An 18,727-nucleotide genomic window follows, 5' to 3' on the forward strand; every position below is an offset into this window, starting at 1 on the left:
CCCAAGATCCTAGCCAAAACGATTTACTGGTTGATGACAATAAGGTGCTTTATGATGTTTGGCATAATAATCCTGATGGTATTCTTCTGCCGGCCAAAATGTTTGTACTGGAAAAAGGCGAGTTGCAACGTGATAGCCTCTTTTTTGCAACATTTGGATTAAAGTTTCTGCCTCAGCTAATTGCTCCTGATCATAATAAAATATGGCACTTTGATACTGCTGGCCTATATCAGGGCCTTGCCCCGATTTCTGGGTGGGATCATGGATTTCAAAAAAACGCTTTAATACATGATGATAATCGGTTTTAGTTCTATCATAAATAACACGTACTGCCTCATAATGCCCAGTATTGCCATGACAGACTTGATCATAACTCGGTTCTAAAGTAACCCCTCCGGTATAACCCACTTCAACACGCAGCACACCGGGCATTTGTTTTAAAAAATGATCTACTCCCCAAAAACATCCACCAGCCATTATGGCTTCCTCGGTATCCAATACCTGACTGTCTGCAACAAAATCAATTGAAGCGGAATTGACGCAATGACGTAAATTCTTTTGGGTAAAGTATTCTCCAGTAAAGACATGTCCCAAATGAGCGTCGCAGCGCGCACAAAGGATTTCCATACGTTGGCCATCACGATCAGGGACCTGTTTTACTGCATGAACAATATTATCATCAAAACTTGGCCAGCCGCACCCGGAGCTGAATTGGCTTGAGCCGCGAAATAAGGCTAAACCACAACGTTTGCATAAATAAGTGCCATTGGTCATGACAGAATTATATGCTCCGGTGTGGGGATATTCTGTGGCTTTATCACAGATTATCCTTTTAGCTAAAGGGGTTAAACTGGCTGATTTATCAAGATAATTGTCCATACTGCTACCTTTGTTGCCCTTGGCAAATTTTATCCGCTAAATAACCTACAGCTCCTGCATAATATATTGAATTATTATAGTGCAAAATCATCTTATAGTTAGGGAAGGTTAGGAAGGTAGGGCCACCTAATGGCTGAACAATACTGCCTTGCAGATTCTGATAAGGCAATGGTTCACCATTTTCTGTACGCACACCCAGTGCATTCCACTCACTCACAGGCTTCACAATGGTTTTGCCTTCCAGAGCCATATCGAATTTACGAGGTAATTTGACTTGGATAGCCCAAGGCTCACCTGTTTGCCATCCATTTTGCTTCATGTAATTTGCAATTGAAGCAAAGACATCAGGTTTACTTCTCCAGATATCCTTTCGCCCATCACCATCATAATCAACCGCATATTTCACCCAGCTTGAAGGTAAGAACTGGGGTTGACCTGAGGCACCTGCCCACTCACCTTTGAAATCGGCTAAATCTACATGCCCTTCATCCAAGATATGCAAAGCAATAAATAATTCTTTACGGAAAAACTCTTTACGATTGGAATCATAAGCTAAGGTGGCTAACGCTTTTACTACAGGGAAATTACCCATATAAGTACCATAACTGGTTTCCATTCCCCAAAATGAAACGATGAAACAGGGATTTACCCCATATTTTTTGGCCACAGCTTCCAAGACCTCTTGGTTCTTCTTGAATTCCTTACGTCCTATAGCAATTCTGTAATTATCAACGCGTGTATTACGGTATTTAATGAACGTGAGTCGATGTTCGGGTTGGGAGCGTAAAAAACCCTTAATTTGATGGCTTGGCTCATGGATACCTGCAAACGCCTTATCAAAAGTTTCTGGTGAAACTCCTTGTTGCAATGCTTCCGCTCGAACACCAGCGACCCAATCATTCCAATTCTGTTGTGCGAAGGCAACATGATGTACCAGAACGTATGCGATTATCGCAAGTCCCCATTTTTTCATAGCCTATCCCCCTGATTTTTTTGTTACTTAATTGCCATCTCAATATTTAAGATAGACCATTTATTATAAAAACAAGCCGCCTCGTTGAACAGTAAAATCCTGAAAGAACTCAAGTTGCCGCTGTACCTCACTACCATTGACTTATGAATTGTTGTCATTCCCGCAACAGCAGGAATCTATTCTCGCACCGCTATTGTGCTTGATTAGAAATAAGTTCCCGCCTGCGCGGGAACGACTAAAAATCTAAGTCGTGGCAGTTCTACTGGGCCTCTGTCCAGGCCACCAACGTCAAGAATTATACAGTGAGCATTAAAGTGCTTCCATAAAAGCTGTTAAATCCGCCTTTTCTTCTTGGGTTAACTGTAATTGCAAGACCAGGTTAAAAAATTCTACAGTATTAGCAAAAGCAGAGGAGACAATACCTGCTGTTAGGACCAGCACTCCTAGAGATCTTTTTGCCATATATAAGTCCATTTAGATGAAAATAATTTTTTCATCATAAAGTACTTATAAATTCCGTGCAATAGAGCGTAAACGCATACATCTTACTCACTACGCAAAGAAACCACAGGTTCCAACTTTGCAGCACGCCGGGCAGGATAAAAGCCAAAGAAAATTCCAGTGGCAGCTGATACCAAAAAGCCTGCTATAGGAGGCAAAAGATAGATTGAAAAATTCCAATCACTAAAATAAGCCAAAATACGGGTGCAGATTAATCCTAGAATAACCCCAAGTATGCCTCCCAATAAAGAAAGTATGACCGATTCGACTAAAAACAAAGCTTGAATTTCACTATTTTTGGCTCCAACCGCTTTACGAATACCAATTTCTTTTCTCCGTTCGCTTACTGAAACCAACATGACGTTCATCACGCCAATTCCTCCTACCAACAGCGAAATTCCTCCGATCACAGCCAGTAATAAGGTAAAAATTTGCCCCTGGTTTTCCATGCTGGCAATAATTTGCTTTGCACTACGTGAAAAAACACTTAGTTTGGGAGCAATTGAGCCAACCATTTGCTTTATTTCCTCAATTACTTCATCTATGGGACTATCAGGCTTCAATTCCAGAACCACATTATTTACTTTCGCTTCTTTACTAATCAGACTAATGCCAGCCAATGGAACAATTGCAGCCTGATTGATGTCTTCATTGAAAAACCCATTTTCCTTCCAAGGTTCAGCCACGCCGATGATTGTGTATAAAGAATGCCCTATACGTAATTGCTTTCCTATTGGATCATCAAAACTTATCTCCTTGATTTGTCGTGCTAAACCTGCACCAATAACGCAGTAATGCTCATATGATTCAACAAAAGAAACAAAATGTCCCGCGGCTAATTTGATATGAACAATTTTCGGCAAATGCTCATCGGCCCCGATGACTGCTCCTTGCATTAATTTTCCTTGGAAACTTAATGGTTGATAGGCAGTGCTATAAGGTGCCATGTCGATAATATAGGGTATACGATCCGACATCTGTTCCCATTGCGCGGCAGAGATTGATTCCATACTGCCAGAAGATTTATCTGTGGTTTTTGGATAAACAGCTATTGCTAATAAATCCGTACCTAAGGCCTTAAATTGAGCTAATGCTTTTTCTGTAGCCAACTGACCACAACTTATTAATGCAACAACTGCTGCAGTACCCACTAAAATGCCCAAAACTGCCAAAAAGGAACGCAACTTGGCGGCAGTCAAATTCACTAAAGCTTGCTGACAATGTCCGGAAAAATTCATGAACCCGTCTCCGTCATTACCACACCATCCACCAGAGTAATTTTTCGCTGACACAAAGCAGCGATCTGTTCATCGTGGGTAATCATAATGATGCTACGCCCTTGTGCGTGCAAACTTAAAAATAAATTCATTACTTCAGTACCGGTACGTGAATCAAGTGCACCGGTTGGTTCATCTGCCAAAATTACTTGGGGTTCGGTTACCAATGCACGAGCAATGGCTACACGTTGCTGTTGTCCCCCAGATAATTGGGTGGGTCGGTGCTGTGCATATTGACGCATTCCTACTCGTTCAAGTGCGGCGAGCACCCTTTCCTTAATTTCAGCAGCCCCAACACCGCGATAAATTAACGGCAACGCCACATTTTGCATCGCACTAAATCTTGGTAATAAATTGAATTGCTGAAAAACAAAACCAATATTTTGATTTCGTAATTCGGCGGCTTCATCATCTGTTAAAGCAGCCACATTACGATTTTTCAATAGATAGGTTCCTTTATCTGCTTTATCCAGTAATCCCAGGATATTCATCAACGTCGATTTACCTGAACCAGAAGCGCCTACAATAGCAAGTAAATCGCCCTCATAGACCGTCAGAGACACTTCTTTTAATATTGTGGTACTAATTCCTTCGAGATGATAAGTCTTTACAATATCCGAAAGCATCATAAGCGGTTGCTGAGTCTTTTTCGTATGACTAAGGTTCGATGTCATTGTGCGACTTAACAGCTTCTCAAGAATATTTGTATCCTCTGACACATCATCAGATGAGGTATTACTTGGACTGGAGTTAATAACAAGATCACTCATAAACCACCACATCACCGACTTTTAAACCGGTCTCGACAACAACTGAGTCTGCCTGTGCTGCCCCTGTTGTAATTACTCGTTTTTCTAGAGCCCCTGACTTGCTTTGTAACGTAACGATACTTTGCCCTTTTTCTCGCTTTATCGCAGCAATAGGGATAATGAGCTGCTTGCCATTATCCACACTTAATTCGATGGATGCACTCATACCTACTTTGATCCATTGTTGTTCTTGAGGGCTTAATTTCTTAACTTCAACTACTGCGGTAAAAAAGGGTAATCCATTATTGTTTGATGCTTGTGCATTCACGGCAACCAATTGTCCTTTTAATTGATATTTACCAAAGGCAACTCCACTCACTAGAGCATCCATACCTGTTTGGATTTGGGTTATATCGATTTCTGGGACGTCAATTTCAATACTGATTCCGGATAAATCACCGATCAAGCCAATGACCTGGCCTGACTTAACTGTCGAGCCTACAGTAACACGTACACTTTTATCCTCACCTGCTTTAGGTGGGTATAACAAGATTCCATCTCGCGGTGATTTTAAACGAATCACGTTATGATTTGAGGCCAAAATTTTTTTTATCTTATCGAAATCAGCCAAACTTAATGCAGATAAATTTTTGGGGCTATTTTCATCAAGCTTTTCCAACATTTCCATCAGTTTCCGCGTGGATTGCATTAAAGTAACCCGTCCCGTATCCACATTTGATTTCTCGCTCAAGTAATTATTTTTGGATAATAAACCCGCATCCCATAAATCCTGAGTCCCAACAAATTTGGCTTTAGCTATGGTGTAACTGTCTTTGGCTTTTAAGTATTCTGTTAAAGTATCATTAAACTGTCGCTGCAATTCGGTTGAGTTTAAAGTTAAAATCACATCGCCTTTTTTGATTAATTGTCCATAATGAAAATTCATTGTTTCGACCACCGCCTCCATTGGGCTGGCTATAGTATTTTCATGTAACGGTTGTACTGTTCCGGTAAAATGCAGTGTTTTATGCAAAGTCTGTTCTTCGACTTTATACTGATGCAATACTACTTTTTTTTGCTCTTCATGGTGACCACATGAAGACACAAGAAACCCGATTAAAAATAAAATGATGACTTTTGACGTGTTTAAATACCTATTCATCCACCATACCTTAATTTAATTTGCCAATGATTCAGCGTTGTTCCCAAAACTCTTTGCAGGTTTGATATCTGATTTAGATATGCAATTTTTGCATTGATTAATCCAGATTGTGCTTGAATCAGTTGATTTTGAGTATTATTCACATCCAACGCACTGGATATACCCGCTTGTTGTTTCTTCTTCTCCAATGCATAAGATTGCTCCGCTAATTTCACTTGTTTTAGAGCTAATTGATAACGTTTGGCTAAACTTCTTATATTATTGATGGTATTAGTTACATTGGTTATTAATGCTCGTTTTGTAGCAAGTAAGTTTAACCGGTCTTTTTCCAAGCGCACTTTGGCATTAATTAATTGACTGCGGCGGCTGATGTCATGCAAAGGGACCGTTAATGTCACACGAGCGGCCTCCGTTATATTATTTCCATTATAAATGCCATTAAATCCACCATTCACGCCTGTCACATCATTAACAACCCCACTTTGTATATTACCGGACACATCCAGCTGCCATAATTGTTGATTTTTAGCCACTTTATAAGCTCGTTCATCAGCTCGTAATGTCATCTTTTGTGCTAAATAAACCGTATTATGACTCAATGCTTGTTCAATAGATTGTTGCAAATCAGGAACGGCAAGCTTATCTAGCGCGACGTCGCTAGGAACAGATATATGCATTTCCGGATCCAGTCCAATTGTCTGCAACAGATCCTGCGCTGAAGTTTCGAAATCATTTTCTGCCTGCTCTACCATCAAACTTAATGATTCAATTTGGTACGACTGCTGAATATTACCCGTTGGCTCTAATTGGCCCGCCTTTATTTTTTTTTCATTAATTTCATACGATTTCTTTGCCTCTTTTAATTGCAAACGCTGATTCTGTAAATTATTTCCACTTAAAATAAGCATGCGATAGGCCACAATAACTTGGGTGACTTGATCCGCAACAGATTGCTGCAAGTTCAATTTGTTCAGCCATTCGTTATCCTCAGCATCTAAAAGGGCTGCTTCATTCACTGCCTTTCCAAAACCACGTAATAAAGGCTGGGTCAAAGAAAAATTCAAAACAGGATTGTAATTGTTATTTTCATTGACGTTATTATTTATCGATAAATTAGCTTCTGTGCCAAGCTTTGTTTTCAAATTAAACTCAGGACTGCCAAGGAGCGTATGTGTGGTATCACTACCCACGCCATTAAACTTACTTTTTTGAATTACTCCAGAAGCACCCAACGCATATTGCAATTCAAACTGGTTATGTGCCAAACGCAATTGATAACGCTGTACAATTCGATCCAATTCGGCATTTTGAATATTGGGGTTATATCGCAAAGCCAATAAAATTGCTTCTCTTAAGCTCAATTGGTGGATGATTTTATTTCGAGAGGCAGGAGAGGTTGGCAGCTCTATCCAGTTGTGCAACATAAACTCTGGATTCTCTATCGCTTTTTGTAGCCGTTCTTCTGCGTGTTTTACGTTTACATCTTCTGCACTAGGAAGTGACCAGGAGTTAGATCCAAACAGGCAACAGAGTGAGAACAAAGTAATGGCCTTTCTTTGCCTACGTCTCGTGGCTTGTACACGAGATCCAATGGCGTTGTGAGACTCCCAGATTCCGCCGGCACCCCCGAAAACAACTCGTGGGAGCGGGACGTAATTCGCAGATAAGCAGTGTCGAAAAAACAAAGTTTTTATATCGTTCAGGCTGCCAAAAACAGGCCATCGCTTATAGGATAAACGAACGGAGTTAAATTTTTTTAGTAACATCATTTTTTGTTCCACACTGCAAATCGTTGCATATCCTGCAAGCGCAATGCAGTTAATTGGCCACCCCACAAACATCCAGTATCTATTGCATGAATTTTAGGATGAGGACATTTCCCCATTAAAGCAGCCCAATGCCCAAAAACAATATTCACATCAATTTCTTTACGATGGGGTACTTCATACCAAGGATAAAGATTTGCAGGCGCTTGAGCAATAGTCCCTTTATAACTCAACTCGAGTTTTCCTTTGGCATCACAAAAACGCATGCGTGTATAATAATTAGTAATCACCCGCAGTTTGTCCATCCCTTGCAAATCGTCAGACCATATATCCGGTTGATTGCCATATAGATGCGATAAAAAGTCGCGGTATCTATCGCCCGCAAGCACTTCTTCAAGCTCTTTAGCAAATTGGATTGCATGTGGCAGATCCCATAAAGGACAAATTCCAGCATGACACATCACCACATTAAGTTCTGGTGAGTAATACAAAATGGATTGCTTTCTCAACCAATGCCCGAGTGCTTCACCATCTCTGGCCTGCATGACTTCGTGCAATGTATCATCATGACCTTTCCACGGCCGATTACCAAATAATGAGGCTAATAGATGTAAGTCATGATTGCCTAAAGTAACTCTTGGCATAACAGGTAAGGAACTGACAAAACGCAAAACAGCTAAGGAATCAGGTCCACGATTCACTAAATCGCCAACGAACCATAAGCGATCCGCCTTATCATCAAAATCGATTAATTCCAACAGTCGTTGTAACGGCTCGTAACAACCCTGCACATCACCAATTGCATAATCAGGCACCGTTTTTTGCTCCTGGCCTCAATGCGCTCCCTTCGTTTTCAATCGCATGCCATTTTCCTGCGGCATCTAATTTATGCAACGAGTTAGTCAAACCAATATTTTGTTGCTGGATAAACTGACTGCTAAATTGTGCTTTATGAATCAATTCCGTTGCCGACATGGACTCTACTTTACCTGTATTTGGATTAACCACTTTTACAGATTCAGGTAAAGCAAGTGCATACTTGGAAAATACAACTCCTGTCTCCATTTGATTTTTAGTCTCAAATCGACTTAATACGCCACCATCAGCAGCACGATTATGTAAACCCAAAGATACAAATCCATTTTGTGCCGCTTGCCAATTTTTATATTCAGGGTGTTCGCGTACGAATAATTGAAACATTTCCGCACACATCAACATACCTCCGGGTACCATAAATAAAGGAGCTTTATTGATCATAATCCGGCCTGAGTCTAAAGCCTTAATCATCCATTGGATAAAATCCATACCGACGGCCTGTTCCTTCTCTAATAAGGTTTCTGGCTGGCCATCAGAAAAAGTACCAGCCCGATAACGCCCTCCACCAGAAGTTGCGACAATACCTCGTGACATAAATTCAAGCAAATAACGCTGAATCGCTATTGCTTCGGCTCGAATTAATATGGCACCCAAAGTGCCAGCAGAGCGCTCATCCTCATTCAATAATGCAAGCCAAACTGCAAGCACTTCAGAATTAGAAGCGATCCAGGCAAAACCACTTCCTGGCATTATTGCTCTTGCCAATAACAAATTCAGACGACATCGAAATTCTATTTCAGGTTCTTTTTGAAACTCGTAAAAGTAATAAATCCCTGTACTGGTCATACTTTCAAGCAAAGGATTCCATTCTTTTAAAAACTGACCGTTTAGATCATAAAAACTAACCCGGTAATCAACAAATAACTTGCCTATGCCTTGAAGAAGTGCGGCTGAAAAAAGAGCATATTGCCAAAGCTTTTGTTCTTCAGATAGTAAATCCGGTTGCTCCTGCACCATGAATTCCTGAAAAAGACTCAATGCCGCTTCTGTACGGTTCAGAGCATGATCGATCAAACCGCCTTGCTGCGAGTAATAACTGTTCGCTGTCTCGGGCAAATTTTGGCAATAGTGAACTAAATTATCGATAAGAATGCCACATAAACTATCATACCGAGCCGTTTCCAGACCAGATAACATTCGCATCTTTTTCAATAAGATCTGTCTTTTGTCTTCCGACAAAAGAAGATTCGTATTGACGATCCGAGTTAAATCTTTTAAAGATTTACCTTGTGAGGACAAAGAACCTTTACGCTGACGTTGACGATGAAACAAAGCCATCTCCATAATAATTTAATAACTCCAAGTTGGAAAAATTATATCCATGATGATTAATTTTACACTAATTAGAAATAAATTTCGCTAGTTGAACATATTCCGCAATGGAAATTTGTTCTGGTCTTTTACTTCCATCAACACCCAAAGTGCATAATTGCTCAGCCGTTAGGATTCCTTTTAAGTTGTTATTCAACGTTTTACGACGCATGGAAAATGCACTAGCCACCAAACGCTCTAACTGCGTAACAGAAACCTTTTCAAAGGGGGAAACGCGATGGGGCACAAGACGAACTACCGCTGAATCTACTTTAGGCTGTGGCTCAAAAGACTCAGGGGGAACATCAAACAAATGCTCTACAGCACAATGATATTGCAACATTACTGTTAATCGCCCATAAGCTTTGCTACCTGGTTGTGCCGCCATTCGCTCTACTACTTCTTTTTGCAACATAAAATGCATGTCCTCGATACAGGACACATACTGCAATAAATGAATAAGTAACGGTGTGGAGATATTATAAGGTAAATTACCTACCACACGTAACCGAGAACCAAATTGGCTGTAATCAAGAGTTAACGCATCGGCAGCAATCAAATGCAATTTACCTTGTGCAATAGGCAGCGCTGCAAGATATTTTTGTAAATCGGTATCGATTTCAACCGCTGTCAAACGATTTAAACGGCGCAATAATGGCTCAGTTATAGCGCCAAGCCCAGGACCAATTTCCAACATATTATCGTCTGCTTGTGGATTAATAGCGCGTAGAATGCCATCAATAATATGTCGATTTTGTAAAAAATTCTGGCCAAAACGCTTGCGCGGGCTATGCCTCACTATTGATCCCCGTAAAGTAAAAGCCAATTATAACGCGCATCCTCAATAAAAAGTAGCCTGGATAAGGAGAAGAAAGCTCCCGGTTTTCCCCAAGCTGGGCGCAGCATGCTTTGAATACAAGTGACAAATTTATATAGCATAAACGTCAAAATTTGGTGTAAAATTCGCCCACTATGAACAATGCTGGAATCACTATGGCTTATAGAAAAATGTTAAAATCCAAAATCCATCGTGCGTGTGTCACTGAAGCTGATTTGGATTATGAGGGAAGCATTACTATTTCCCCTGAACTGCTTAAGGCAGCAAACATCTTACCTTATGAAGCAGTCAATGTCTGGAATATCACTGCAGGTACACGCTTTGAGACTTATGCGATTACCGGCAGACCAGGATCTACTGAAATTTGTGTTAATGGAGCAGCAGCACATTTGGTAACTCCCGGCGATTTAATCATTATTGCCTCCTTTACTCAGGTATTAGAAGAAGAATGCGCCAGCCTGGTTCCTACCGTAGTTTTTGTCGATCAATTTAATCGTTTAAGAGAAATTCGACCCGAGAAAATTGGAACTAAAAACACAGGAATTAAAGAACTTGCCGAAGCTTAGAAACCTCCCCCTCTCAATGCGTGAGAGGGGGAATAAAAAGCTTCCATTTATATTCTTACAGATCCCATGTTAAATCACCTTTTAGAACTAAGACGGCGTGGATTACAAACCCTCATTTGGTTCGGCTGCTTATTTTTTATTTTCTTTTTCCTCGCGAATGATTTATACCAAGCGCTGGTTCACCCACTACTTCATACGCTTTCAGCTCAAGAAGGTTTAATTGCTACGCATGTGACATCACCCATATTTACCCCACTAAAACTTGCTGCTGACGCGGCCATGTTACTGAGCGCGCCCTTTGCTTTGTTTCAAATTTGGCGTTTTATCAGTCCCGGACTCTATCAAAGAGAACAAACTACGCTACGTATTGCCCTAATTTTTAGTCTTTTACTGTTTCTTGCGGGAGCGTTGTTTTGCTTTTATCTGGTATTGCCATTCATGTTTCATTTCTTTGCACACGCCTTACCTAAGGGAGTGCGTTATATGCCTGACATGGCATATGCTCTGGATTTTATCACCAGAATGCTGATGATCTTTGGATTTTGCTTTCAGGTACCCTTGCTTTGTTTTGTCCTGGTACGCTTAAAAATTATTGAGATAATCACCTTAAAAAAAATCAGACCTTATGTCATTGTTGGCGCTTTTATCGTAGGCATGCTCCTGACTCCACCCGATGTTTTTTCGCAAATCATGCTTGCTGTACCCCTCTGCCTTCTCTATGAAATAGGAATTATTTTAGCCATTTACTTTATTTAAATCTTTATGGCCATATTTTAAACACATTAAGATTTTCTTAATAATCAGTTAATAAATACACCCTATAATGCACCCGATTTAATCATTTAGATGTGAGATGTAAGAAATGAACAGTAAAGAAGAGCTAAGTCGTCAGTATCAAGATAAAAAAATTAAAATTGACGAACAAAAAGAAATAATTTTGCATTTACAGCAAATGAAAACTGAAAAAGAAAAAGCTGTAGAAACATTTAATCAAAAAAATAAGGTAATCATAGAAAATGAAGTACCTTCCGCTTTAAATACAGCTAAAATTAACCCTGACCCAGTACATTTAGATCCAGAAGAGAAACAAGCAGTCTTGGATTATATCCAAGAACAACTAAGCACCCTCAGCAAGGAAAAACAACACAATGAAGAACTCCTCGAAAAATCAAAAAAGTTAAATGACTTATTGGAACAAGTGCTCGAGCATCTAAAAGCAGGTTATAACAAAAATACCCTTGCAGATCTTACTAATAAATCAGGTATTACAAGTACCCAAGCCCCCCAAAATAGTGGATTTGCCTTATTACTGGAAATACTTGAAGAAGATCCCCGTAAATACACTTGGACCAGGGACTCAACCGATAGACAAAACTTATTAAAAGTTGTTCCCCAAAAAATTCAAAGCGTTGCTTTTGCTCTTGGGGTAGACAAGGAAACGTCAAAAGAACTGACTAGTGCCTTAGAAACATTGGAGCAAATTCAAATACAACTGGTTAGAAACTATGATGAACACGATAAACTTTCCGAAGAAGTTGTTCTACTAGCTGAACAAATAAGACAGATAGAAACAGTTACAGTTAAAGAACTTACAGCTCAAGCAGAAGAACTAGAGCGACAAATTGAAGAACTTGATCAACAAGAGCAAAAAAAACAAGAACAAGAGAGAGAAAGACGAGAACAACAACGACAAGAACAAGCAAACCAAAGAGAGCGCCTAAGACAAAAGGCGGAGCAAGAAAAAAAGGAACGGGGAACACTCGCCCTCGAACTTAAAAAGCTGCTCATCGAGTATATCGATGGTCGAAAACAACATTATTCTACTAAAGATTTTTTTCTTCCTGGAGATAAAAAAACTCGCGAACAATTTATTGACAAGATTGTTAATGCAAAAGACGGGTTATTAAAAAAATATGTAGATTCTGGCAATAGTAATGAACTACTTAATACCATTACCGCTCAAATAAGCAATTTCCACGGCATCAAAATGCAAGCTACTCTTAACCGGATTGTAGTTAAGCTGATAGAGGCTGAGTCCAAACCGGTAGAGATAGAAGATCTCCCCGCAAAGGCCAAGGGAGTACTTTCATCCTTTGAAGCCAAAAAAGGCAAGTATAAAGAATATGCTGTAAGAATGAAAAACATATATAACAAAATTGAGGGAATAAACGCTTATGCAAAAACATTACCCAAGCGTGAGCAGGAAGTAATTAATCAGCTTATTGAAGCGCTTAAAAAAGATGTCAATCAATTTGTCTGGCAAAATTCGGAACAGCTGCCAGAAAATAAATCCTATCAAAAATTTAAAATGAACATTAAAGCACGATTACATAGTCATGATGACCTCATGAGTGGACACACATCATGGTCAGACACCATACTCAATCTGCTGCTTAGCGTCATTACACTAGGTAAATTGATCTGTTCAAAAGCAACATCTGGAAGAGCCTCTTTATTCTTTGATAAAACTGAAGAACAAAAAGAAATAGAAGCCCCTATTGATGTAGCCTTAGAAAATCTGGGTAGATTTTTAGCAGGCGGCTAATACAATACAAAAAGCATATAACCTTTAGTGCTATTACCATAGCCCGGGACTTCGTTATTCCATACTGAGTTACCCGGGCTGAGCTGTGCTTTATGCCAGGCTTAGATGGTTACCGTCAATTAAAATTCAATTTTATATGTGTAATATGCTTTTTCACTTACTCTACACTATTAAGCTTCTATAATTTTTACCGATATATTATTCAAGACGCCCAACAAAGAGGCTTATATGAATAAAATTGCGCAATTCAACATTGGAGATTTAGTGATTCACAAAAACAGCCGCTACAGAGCAATTGTAGTGGATGTAGACCCCTTATTTCAGGCCTCCGGACGTTATAATCCACAAGCACCTAAACGCGAATTTGCCACTCGAAACCCCTGGTATCGATTATTAGTTGATGACAGCAGTCAAATTACATATGTTGAAGAGTGTATGCTGATTGCAGATACAAGCAAAATGCCAATTAATAATCCACATATTGGATGTTATTTAAAAGAAATGGAGGGTCGTTATAGGAATGCAAATCCCTCACATTAGTACTCATTGGTCTTCGGTGCAGCAAGGCAGGCGAGCGATTCACAAGAAGAGAGCATCCCGAACGTCAGTGAGGGATCTCCTGTAGGGGTATGAACATTGTAATAAAGCCCCAGGAGTTCCACTTTGGCTATGTGTTTCTAGGTGTTTTTTAAAATTAAAACCAAGAGCGCTATAAAACCAATTAAAACAAGCGCCAAAATACCCATCGTATAAAAACTTTTATTTAGATTTTCCTTGCTAAATTGTTCAGGACTTCCTTTTATCGTCCGGTATAAAATAAAAAGGATCATTCCGGCGCCAATAAGACCTAGAATTTGATATAAAGTCTCCATAAAACTCTTCCTTATTTTGCTTCAAAACTAAATGCATCTGAAAATAAGCGGTCAGGTGAAATACCACTATGTACTAATGCATCACGTGTACTATATACCATATCAAAAGGACCGCTAATGACTATTTGCCATTCGCCGAGATCCTGCGGATGGTTTGCAAGTACAAGAGAAACCAGAGGCACCGCGTTGTCTTCTGAGACTGAAGAAACATAAGTAAAATGGCTAACATGTGCCTGCCAGCTCGTTACTTTCTCATCCATGTATAAATCACTTTGCAAACGAGCACCCCAAAATAACTCAAAAGGCCGAGTATCGGAAGTAGATAATAACTGCTCGATCATCGCTTTTACAGGCGCAAACCCGGTGCCGCCAGCAATAAACAATATCGGACGTTGTGGGTGCAAATGGTCAATAGAACACTCGCCAAAAGGTAAGCGGATGTTTACCGAACCATGCTGTTTTATATGCGCAAATAATCGTTGGTTGTAAGGATTATCCAAACTATGGCGAATGTGAAGCTCATATTTATGGGATCCCAATGGAGCATTAGCAATGGAATAACTAAACGCTTCTTCACCAAAGAGTATCTGCAGATATTGTCCCGCCTGATAAGCTACATATTTTTCAGGAGTTAAAAGCAAACGCATAATGCTGTCTGTTAACGGAGAAATATCCTCTACAAGCGCTTTAATTGTTTTTTCCTTCATTCATCTAACCCCAGAGAAGGCCAATAACCATTGACCTTTTTTAATATCTCTTCGTCCATCACAATAGGCTCACCCCATTCTCTTTGAGTCTCACCTGGCCATTTATTCGTCGCATCCATTCCTATTTTTGAACCCAAACCAGAAATAGGCGACGCAAAATCCAAATAATCAATCGGTGTATTTTCCATCATAACAGTATCTCGTGCAGGATCCATACGCGTAGTCATTGCCCAAATCACATCCTGCCAATTGCGTGCATCAATATCATCATCACAAACAATTACAAATTTGGTATACATGAACTGTCTTAAAAACGACCATACCGCCATCATAATCCGCTTCGCATGCCCAGGATACTGCTTCTTCATTGTGACTACAGCCAAACGATAAGAACATCCCTCCGGTGGCAAATAAAAATCAACAATCTCCGGAAATTGTTTTTGTAGCAAGGGAATAAATACCTCATTCAATGCAACCCCTAAAATAGCCGGCTCATCAGGTGGTCGTCCAGTGTAGGTACTATGATAAATAGGATTATCTCGATGAGTAATACGTTCCACAGTAAACACTGGAAAAGATTGTACTTCATTATAATAACCGGTGTGATCTCCGTAGGGACCTTCAGGAGCCTCTACTCCAGGTTCTAAATAACCTTCTAAAACAATTTCCGCACTAGCCGGGACATGTAGCTCATTCCCAATACACCGTGTTAATCGAGTACGTTGGCCACGTAATAATCCAGCAAAAGCGTACTCAGACAAAGTATCAGGTACAGGTGTTACTGCGGCAAGTATCGTTGCAGGATCGGCACCTAAAGTCACGGAAACTGGAAAACGTTCTCCCGGATAAGCCTGTTGCCATGCCAGGTAGTCCAAGGCTCCTCCTCGATGGGATAACCAACGCATGATCAATTGATTTTTATTCAATAATTGCTGTCGATAAATGCCCATATTTTCACGTGTTTGGTGAGGTCCTTTGGTAGTTACGAGCCCCCAAGTTATCAGGGGTGCCGCATCTTTAGGCCAGCACGTTTGGATAGGTAAGGAAGTAAGATCGACCTCATCTTTTTCCCAGACATGAGTTTGGCATTCTGCACCACTGACATATTTGGGCGCCATATTTAATGCCTGTTTTAATAACGGAAGTTTATTAAATGCATCCTTAAATCCTTTGGGAGGATCGGGTTCTTTTAGAGCAGCCAATAATTTGCCGACTTCTCTCAATGCACTAATATTGTCTTCCCCCATTCCCATCGCCACACGCTCAACGGTTCCAAACAAATTGGTTAAAACCGGCATTTGATGGTGTGGGAGGTTAGTAAAGAGAAGAGCTGGGCCGCCAGAACGAAGCACCCGATCACTAACGGCAGTCATTTCAAGATTCGGCGATACAGGGTAAGTAATGCGTTTTAATAAATTACGTGATTCCAATTGTGCAATAAAATCTCTTAGATCAGAGTATTTCATTAATTATCCCCTAGAGTAGCCTGGGTAAAGGCGTAACTGCTCTGCCATTGACTTATCCTCTGGACAAGCCGCAAGACCTAAAACATTTAGTCCATTAACTTAATGGCAGTAAGGACAGCTGTAACCCGGAGAAAGTTTATGGCAAAAACTAAAAAATAAACCTTCGTTTCAAGCTCAAAACTGCTTTGATGACTCAGTTTTTATCTGATTTATTGTTGCACGTGACAGTTTTGAAAAGAATTAAACATTCCCGGGTTACGGCTCCGCTTTCACCCAGGCTACAATTTTTATAACAGATGCTACTCTTGACGTTTCATTGCATCAAAGAATTCAGCATTGGTTTTATGATTTTTCATGCGCTCAAGCAAGAACTCAATCGCATCGCACTCATCCATAGATTGCAGAATTTTACGCAATATCCAGGTACGTTGCAGATCTTCTGGACTTAATAATAGATCTTCACGACGTGTACCTGAGCGGTTAATATTAATTGCAGGGAAAACACGACGTTCAGCAATATTACGACTCAAGTGAATTTCCATGTTACCGGTTCCCTTGAATTCTTCGTAAATCACCTCATCCATTTTAGAACCTGTATCCACCAGCGCCGTAGCAATAATAGTCAGGCTACCACCTTCTTCGATATTACGTGCCGCACCATATAAACGTTTGGGTCTTTGCAATGCATTCGCATCAACACCACCAGTCAATACCTTACCAGAAGAAGGAATCACTGTGTTGTACGCACGAGCTAAACGAGTAATTGAGTCAAGTAAAATAACGACATCACGTTTGTGTTCAACCAGGCGCTTGGCTTTTTCAATCACCATTTCAGCAACTTGAACATGACGGTTAGCGGGTTCATCAAAAGTACTGGCAACCACCTCACCTTTTACAGAGCGTTGCATTTCGGTTACTTCCTCAGGACGCTCATCAATCAGCAAGACAATGAGGTAACATTCTGGGTAGTTTTTTTCTATAGAACGCGCAATGTTTTGCAACATTAATGTTTTACCCGCTTTGGGAGGAGAAACAATCAGACCACGTTGTCCTCGACCAAAGGGAGCACATAAATCAACGACTCGCGCGGTCAAGTCTTCAGTACTGCCATTTCCTTGCTCCATAACCAGGCGCTCTGTAGCAAACAGAGGAGTAAGGTTTTCAAATAAAATTTTTCTTTTGGCACTATCAGGTGAATCATAATTGATTTCATCAACTTTCAACAAAGCAAAGTAACGTTCGCTGTCTTTGGGAGGACGAATTTTACCGGAAATCGTATCGCCAGAACGCAAACCAAAACGTCTGATTTGGCTGGGTGATACATAAATGTCATCAGGGCCTGCCAAATAAGAACCATCGGCAGAACGCAAGAAACCAAATCCATCGGTCAGGACTTCTAAAACACCGTCACCGTGGATGTCTTCACCCTTTAAGGCATGAGCCTTAAGAATGGCAAAAATAATTTCTTGTTTGCGCATACGGGAAGGATTCTCGACACCAATCTCTTGTGCGATGTTAAAAAGATCGGCAATAGGCAATTGCTTAAGTTCACTAAGATTCATACTTCTCACTTGATTTGTTGATTAATCGAATTGGGTATCCGGGAAAAATATTATTAAGAATAGCAGCTAAGGATTCTGCTGCCTATGTGATATATTCATAGTATATCACATATTGCAGACAGGCTATCACAGCTTTAGTAAAAGATACAACATTTTTTATATAGAAAAATAAAAATTAAACGTGACTCTCAACAAAAGCACTTAATTGAGATTTTGAAAGCAAGCCCATTTTAACCGCTTCAACTTGGCCATTTTTAAATAAAATCAATGTAGGAATACTCATCACACCAAACTTTGCTGGAGTTTGTGGGTGTTCATCAATATTAATTTTGGCAAAAGTTACTTGCTCACCATGAGTAGCAGCCACTTCTTCCAATATAGGTGTCAATGCACGACATGGACCACACCATTCAGCCCAAAAGTCAACTAATACAGGCTTATTTGCATGGATTACATCGTGTTCGAAGCTTGCATCTGTTATCGTTTTAATAAGATCACTCATGTTCAACCTCTGTTGTTTAAAATTCGTTAATTGCCAAATATCCTTCTGTGTCACCGATATTTGGCATTGTTTGAATGAAAAAATCTTCTGAATCGACTCATATTTCTTTAACACAGGCAAAAGATTTGTTATTCAACCTGCACTCAAGCACACAGTTCTTCGTGATTTTTGCAGC

Annotated in this window: 19 protein-coding genes; 4 read left to right on the forward strand and 15 right to left on the reverse strand. The window is 40.1% G+C overall.

Annotation, left to right across the window (positions count from 1 at the left end; genetic code table 11):
• Window positions 1-9 precede the first annotated feature (9 nt).
• The 10 genes from BW930_RS14140 to rsmA all read right to left on the reverse strand — a co-directional run bounded on the left by BW930_RS14140 (window position 10) and on the right by rsmA (window position 10,293).
• Window positions 10-879, reverse strand: coding sequence for a bifunctional methionine sulfoxide reductase B/A protein (locus BW930_RS14140; RefSeq protein WP_058468586.1), 870 nt, complete (start codon window positions 877-879; stop codon window positions 10-12).
• A gap of 4 nt (window positions 880-883) precedes the next feature.
• The gene (locus BW930_RS14145; RefSeq protein ID WP_058468587.1) at window positions 884-1,852 is read right to left on the reverse strand and encodes a lytic murein transglycosylase; all 969 of its coding nucleotides are present in this window, start codon (window positions 1,850-1,852) and stop codon (window positions 884-886) included.
• A gap of 309 nt (window positions 1,853-2,161) precedes the next feature.
• Window positions 2,162-2,314, reverse strand: coding sequence for a hypothetical protein (locus tag BW930_RS17205; RefSeq protein WP_154668522.1), 153 nt, complete (start codon window positions 2,312-2,314; stop codon window positions 2,162-2,164).
• A gap of 83 nt (window positions 2,315-2,397) precedes the next feature.
• Window positions 2,398-3,591: an ABC transporter permease gene (locus BW930_RS14150; RefSeq protein ID WP_058468588.1), complete on the reverse strand. Its 1,194-nt coding sequence runs from the start codon at window positions 3,589-3,591 to the stop codon at window positions 2,398-2,400.
• A complete protein-coding gene (locus tag BW930_RS14155; RefSeq protein WP_409365669.1) occupies window positions 3,588-4,304 on the reverse strand; it encodes an ABC transporter ATP-binding protein in 717 nt (238 codons plus the stop codon). Before BW930_RS14155 ends, BW930_RS14150 begins: the two co-directional genes overlap by 4 nt.
• An 88-nt stretch (window positions 4,305-4,392) precedes the next feature.
• On the reverse strand, window positions 4,393-5,541 hold the full coding sequence (locus BW930_RS14160) for an efflux RND transporter periplasmic adaptor subunit (RefSeq protein WP_058468589.1): 1,149 nt from the start codon (window positions 5,539-5,541) through the stop codon (window positions 4,393-4,395).
• The gene (locus BW930_RS14165) at window positions 5,538-7,310 is read right to left on the reverse strand and encodes a TolC family protein (RefSeq protein ID WP_115266125.1); all 1,773 of its coding nucleotides are present in this window, start codon (window positions 7,308-7,310) and stop codon (window positions 5,538-5,540) included. The genes BW930_RS14160 and BW930_RS14165 overlap by 4 nt, the downstream gene beginning before the upstream one ends.
• The gene (locus BW930_RS14170; RefSeq protein ID WP_058468590.1) at window positions 7,307-8,122 is read right to left on the reverse strand and encodes a symmetrical bis(5'-nucleosyl)-tetraphosphatase; all 816 of its coding nucleotides are present in this window, start codon (window positions 8,120-8,122) and stop codon (window positions 7,307-7,309) included. Before BW930_RS14170 ends, BW930_RS14165 begins: the two co-directional genes overlap by 4 nt.
• Window positions 8,115-9,467, reverse strand: coding sequence for a conjugal transfer nickase/helicase domain-containing protein (locus BW930_RS14175; protein ID WP_058468591.1), 1,353 nt, complete (start codon window positions 9,465-9,467; stop codon window positions 8,115-8,117). The genes BW930_RS14170 and BW930_RS14175 overlap by 8 nt, the downstream gene beginning before the upstream one ends.
• 55 nt (window positions 9,468-9,522) lie before the next feature.
• Window positions 9,523-10,293, reverse strand: a complete 771-nt coding sequence (rsmA, locus tag BW930_RS14180) for a 16S rRNA (adenine(1518)-N(6)/adenine(1519)-N(6))-dimethyltransferase RsmA (protein ID WP_058468592.1) — start codon at window positions 10,291-10,293, stop codon at window positions 9,523-9,525.
• Between the two features lie 194 nt (window positions 10,294-10,487).
• Between rsmA and panD the strand changes: the two genes are divergently transcribed.
• The 4 genes from panD (at window position 10,488) to hspQ (ending at window position 13,983) form a co-directional block, all read left to right on the forward strand.
• Window positions 10,488-10,898: an aspartate 1-decarboxylase gene (panD, locus tag BW930_RS14185; RefSeq protein WP_058468593.1), complete on the forward strand. Its 411-nt coding sequence runs from the start codon at window positions 10,488-10,490 to the stop codon at window positions 10,896-10,898.
• 66 nt (window positions 10,899-10,964) lie between these two features.
• Complete coding sequence (tatC, locus tag BW930_RS14190) at window positions 10,965-11,654, forward strand: twin-arginine translocase subunit TatC (protein ID WP_058468594.1); 690 nt, start codon at window positions 10,965-10,967, stop codon at window positions 11,652-11,654.
• A 106-nt stretch (window positions 11,655-11,760) separates the two neighbouring features.
• Complete coding sequence (locus BW930_RS14195) at window positions 11,761-13,443, forward strand: hypothetical protein (RefSeq protein WP_058468595.1); 1,683 nt, start codon at window positions 11,761-11,763, stop codon at window positions 13,441-13,443.
• A 228-nt stretch (window positions 13,444-13,671) separates the two neighbouring features.
• Window positions 13,672-13,983 (forward strand): heat shock protein HspQ, encoded by a 312-nt coding sequence (hspQ, locus tag BW930_RS14200; protein WP_058468596.1) that lies wholly within the window; start codon window positions 13,672-13,674, stop codon window positions 13,981-13,983.
• Window positions 13,984-14,120: 137 nt separating this feature from the next.
• Here hspQ and BW930_RS14205 read toward each other — a convergent pair whose 3' ends face one another.
• The 5 genes from BW930_RS14205 to trxA form a co-directional block, all read right to left on the reverse strand.
• Window positions 14,121-14,315 (reverse strand): hypothetical protein, encoded by a 195-nt coding sequence (locus BW930_RS14205; protein ID WP_058468597.1) that lies wholly within the window; start codon window positions 14,313-14,315, stop codon window positions 14,121-14,123.
• 11 nt (window positions 14,316-14,326) lie between these two features.
• Window positions 14,327-15,022 (reverse strand): NAD(P)H-flavin reductase, encoded by a 696-nt coding sequence (locus tag BW930_RS14210; RefSeq protein WP_058468598.1) that lies wholly within the window; start codon window positions 15,020-15,022, stop codon window positions 14,327-14,329.
• Window positions 15,019-16,488 carry a 4-hydroxy-3-polyprenylbenzoate decarboxylase gene (gene ubiD, locus BW930_RS14215; protein WP_058468599.1) on the reverse strand — a complete coding sequence of 490 codons (1,470 nt, stop codon included), beginning with the start codon at window positions 16,486-16,488 and terminating at the stop codon, window positions 15,019-15,021. Before ubiD ends, BW930_RS14210 begins: the two co-directional genes overlap by 4 nt.
• A 299-nt stretch (window positions 16,489-16,787) precedes the next feature.
• The gene (rho, locus tag BW930_RS14220) at window positions 16,788-18,050 is read right to left on the reverse strand and encodes a transcription termination factor Rho (protein ID WP_010652211.1); all 1,263 of its coding nucleotides are present in this window, start codon (window positions 18,048-18,050) and stop codon (window positions 16,788-16,790) included.
• A 175-nt stretch (window positions 18,051-18,225) separates the two neighbouring features.
• Window positions 18,226-18,552: a thioredoxin gene (gene trxA, locus BW930_RS14225; RefSeq protein ID WP_058468600.1), complete on the reverse strand. Its 327-nt coding sequence runs from the start codon at window positions 18,550-18,552 to the stop codon at window positions 18,226-18,228.
• Between the last annotated feature and the right edge of the window lie 175 nt (window positions 18,553-18,727).

This window comes from Fluoribacter gormanii (genome assembly GCF_900156395.1).
GTDB lineage: Bacteria > Pseudomonadota > Gammaproteobacteria > Legionellales > Legionellaceae > Legionella > Legionella gormanii.

Coding starts and splice junctions, on each gene's coding strand:
- BW930_RS14140 (WP_058468586.1), bottom strand. CDS start 879: ATGGACAATTATCTTGATAAATCAGCCAGTTTAACCCCTTTAGCTAAA.
- BW930_RS14145 (WP_058468587.1), bottom strand. CDS start 1,852: ATGAAAAAATGGGGACTTGCGATAATCGCATACGTTCTGGTACATCAT.
- BW930_RS17205 (WP_154668522.1), bottom strand. CDS start 2,314: ATGGCAAAAAGATCTCTAGGAGTGCTGGTCCTAACAGCAGGTATTGTC.
- BW930_RS14150 (WP_058468588.1), bottom strand. CDS start 3,591: ATGAATTTTTCCGGACATTGTCAGCAAGCTTTAGTGAATTTGACTGCC.
- BW930_RS14155 (WP_409365669.1), bottom strand. CDS start 4,304: ATGACATCGAACCTTAGTCATACGAAAAAGACTCAGCAACCGCTTATG.
- BW930_RS14160 (WP_058468589.1), bottom strand. CDS start 5,541: ATGAATAGGTATTTAAACACGTCAAAAGTCATCATTTTATTTTTAATC.
- BW930_RS14165 (WP_115266125.1), bottom strand. CDS start 7,310: ATGATGTTACTAAAAAAATTTAACTCCGTTCGTTTATCCTATAAGCGA.
- BW930_RS14175 (WP_058468591.1), bottom strand. CDS start 9,467: ATGGAGATGGCTTTGTTTCATCGTCAACGTCAGCGTAAAGGTTCTTTG.
- panD (WP_058468593.1), top strand. CDS start 10,488: ATGGCTTATAGAAAAATGTTAAAATCCAAAATCCATCGTGCGTGTGTC.
- tatC (WP_058468594.1), top strand. CDS start 10,965: ATGTTAAATCACCTTTTAGAACTAAGACGGCGTGGATTACAAACCCTC.
- BW930_RS14195 (WP_058468595.1), top strand. CDS start 11,761: ATGAACAGTAAAGAAGAGCTAAGTCGTCAGTATCAAGATAAAAAAATT.
- hspQ (WP_058468596.1), top strand. CDS start 13,672: ATGAATAAAATTGCGCAATTCAACATTGGAGATTTAGTGATTCACAAA.
- BW930_RS14205 (WP_058468597.1), bottom strand. CDS start 14,315: ATGGAGACTTTATATCAAATTCTAGGTCTTATTGGCGCCGGAATGATC.
- BW930_RS14210 (WP_058468598.1), bottom strand. CDS start 15,022: ATGAAGGAAAAAACAATTAAAGCGCTTGTAGAGGATATTTCTCCGTTA.
- ubiD (WP_058468599.1), bottom strand. CDS start 16,488: ATGAAATACTCTGATCTAAGAGATTTTATTGCACAATTGGAATCACGT.
- rho (WP_010652211.1), bottom strand. CDS start 18,050: ATGAATCTTAGTGAACTTAAGCAATTGCCTATTGCCGATCTTTTTAAC.
- trxA (WP_058468600.1), bottom strand. CDS start 18,552: ATGAGTGATCTTATTAAAACGATAACAGATGCAAGCTTCGAACACGAT.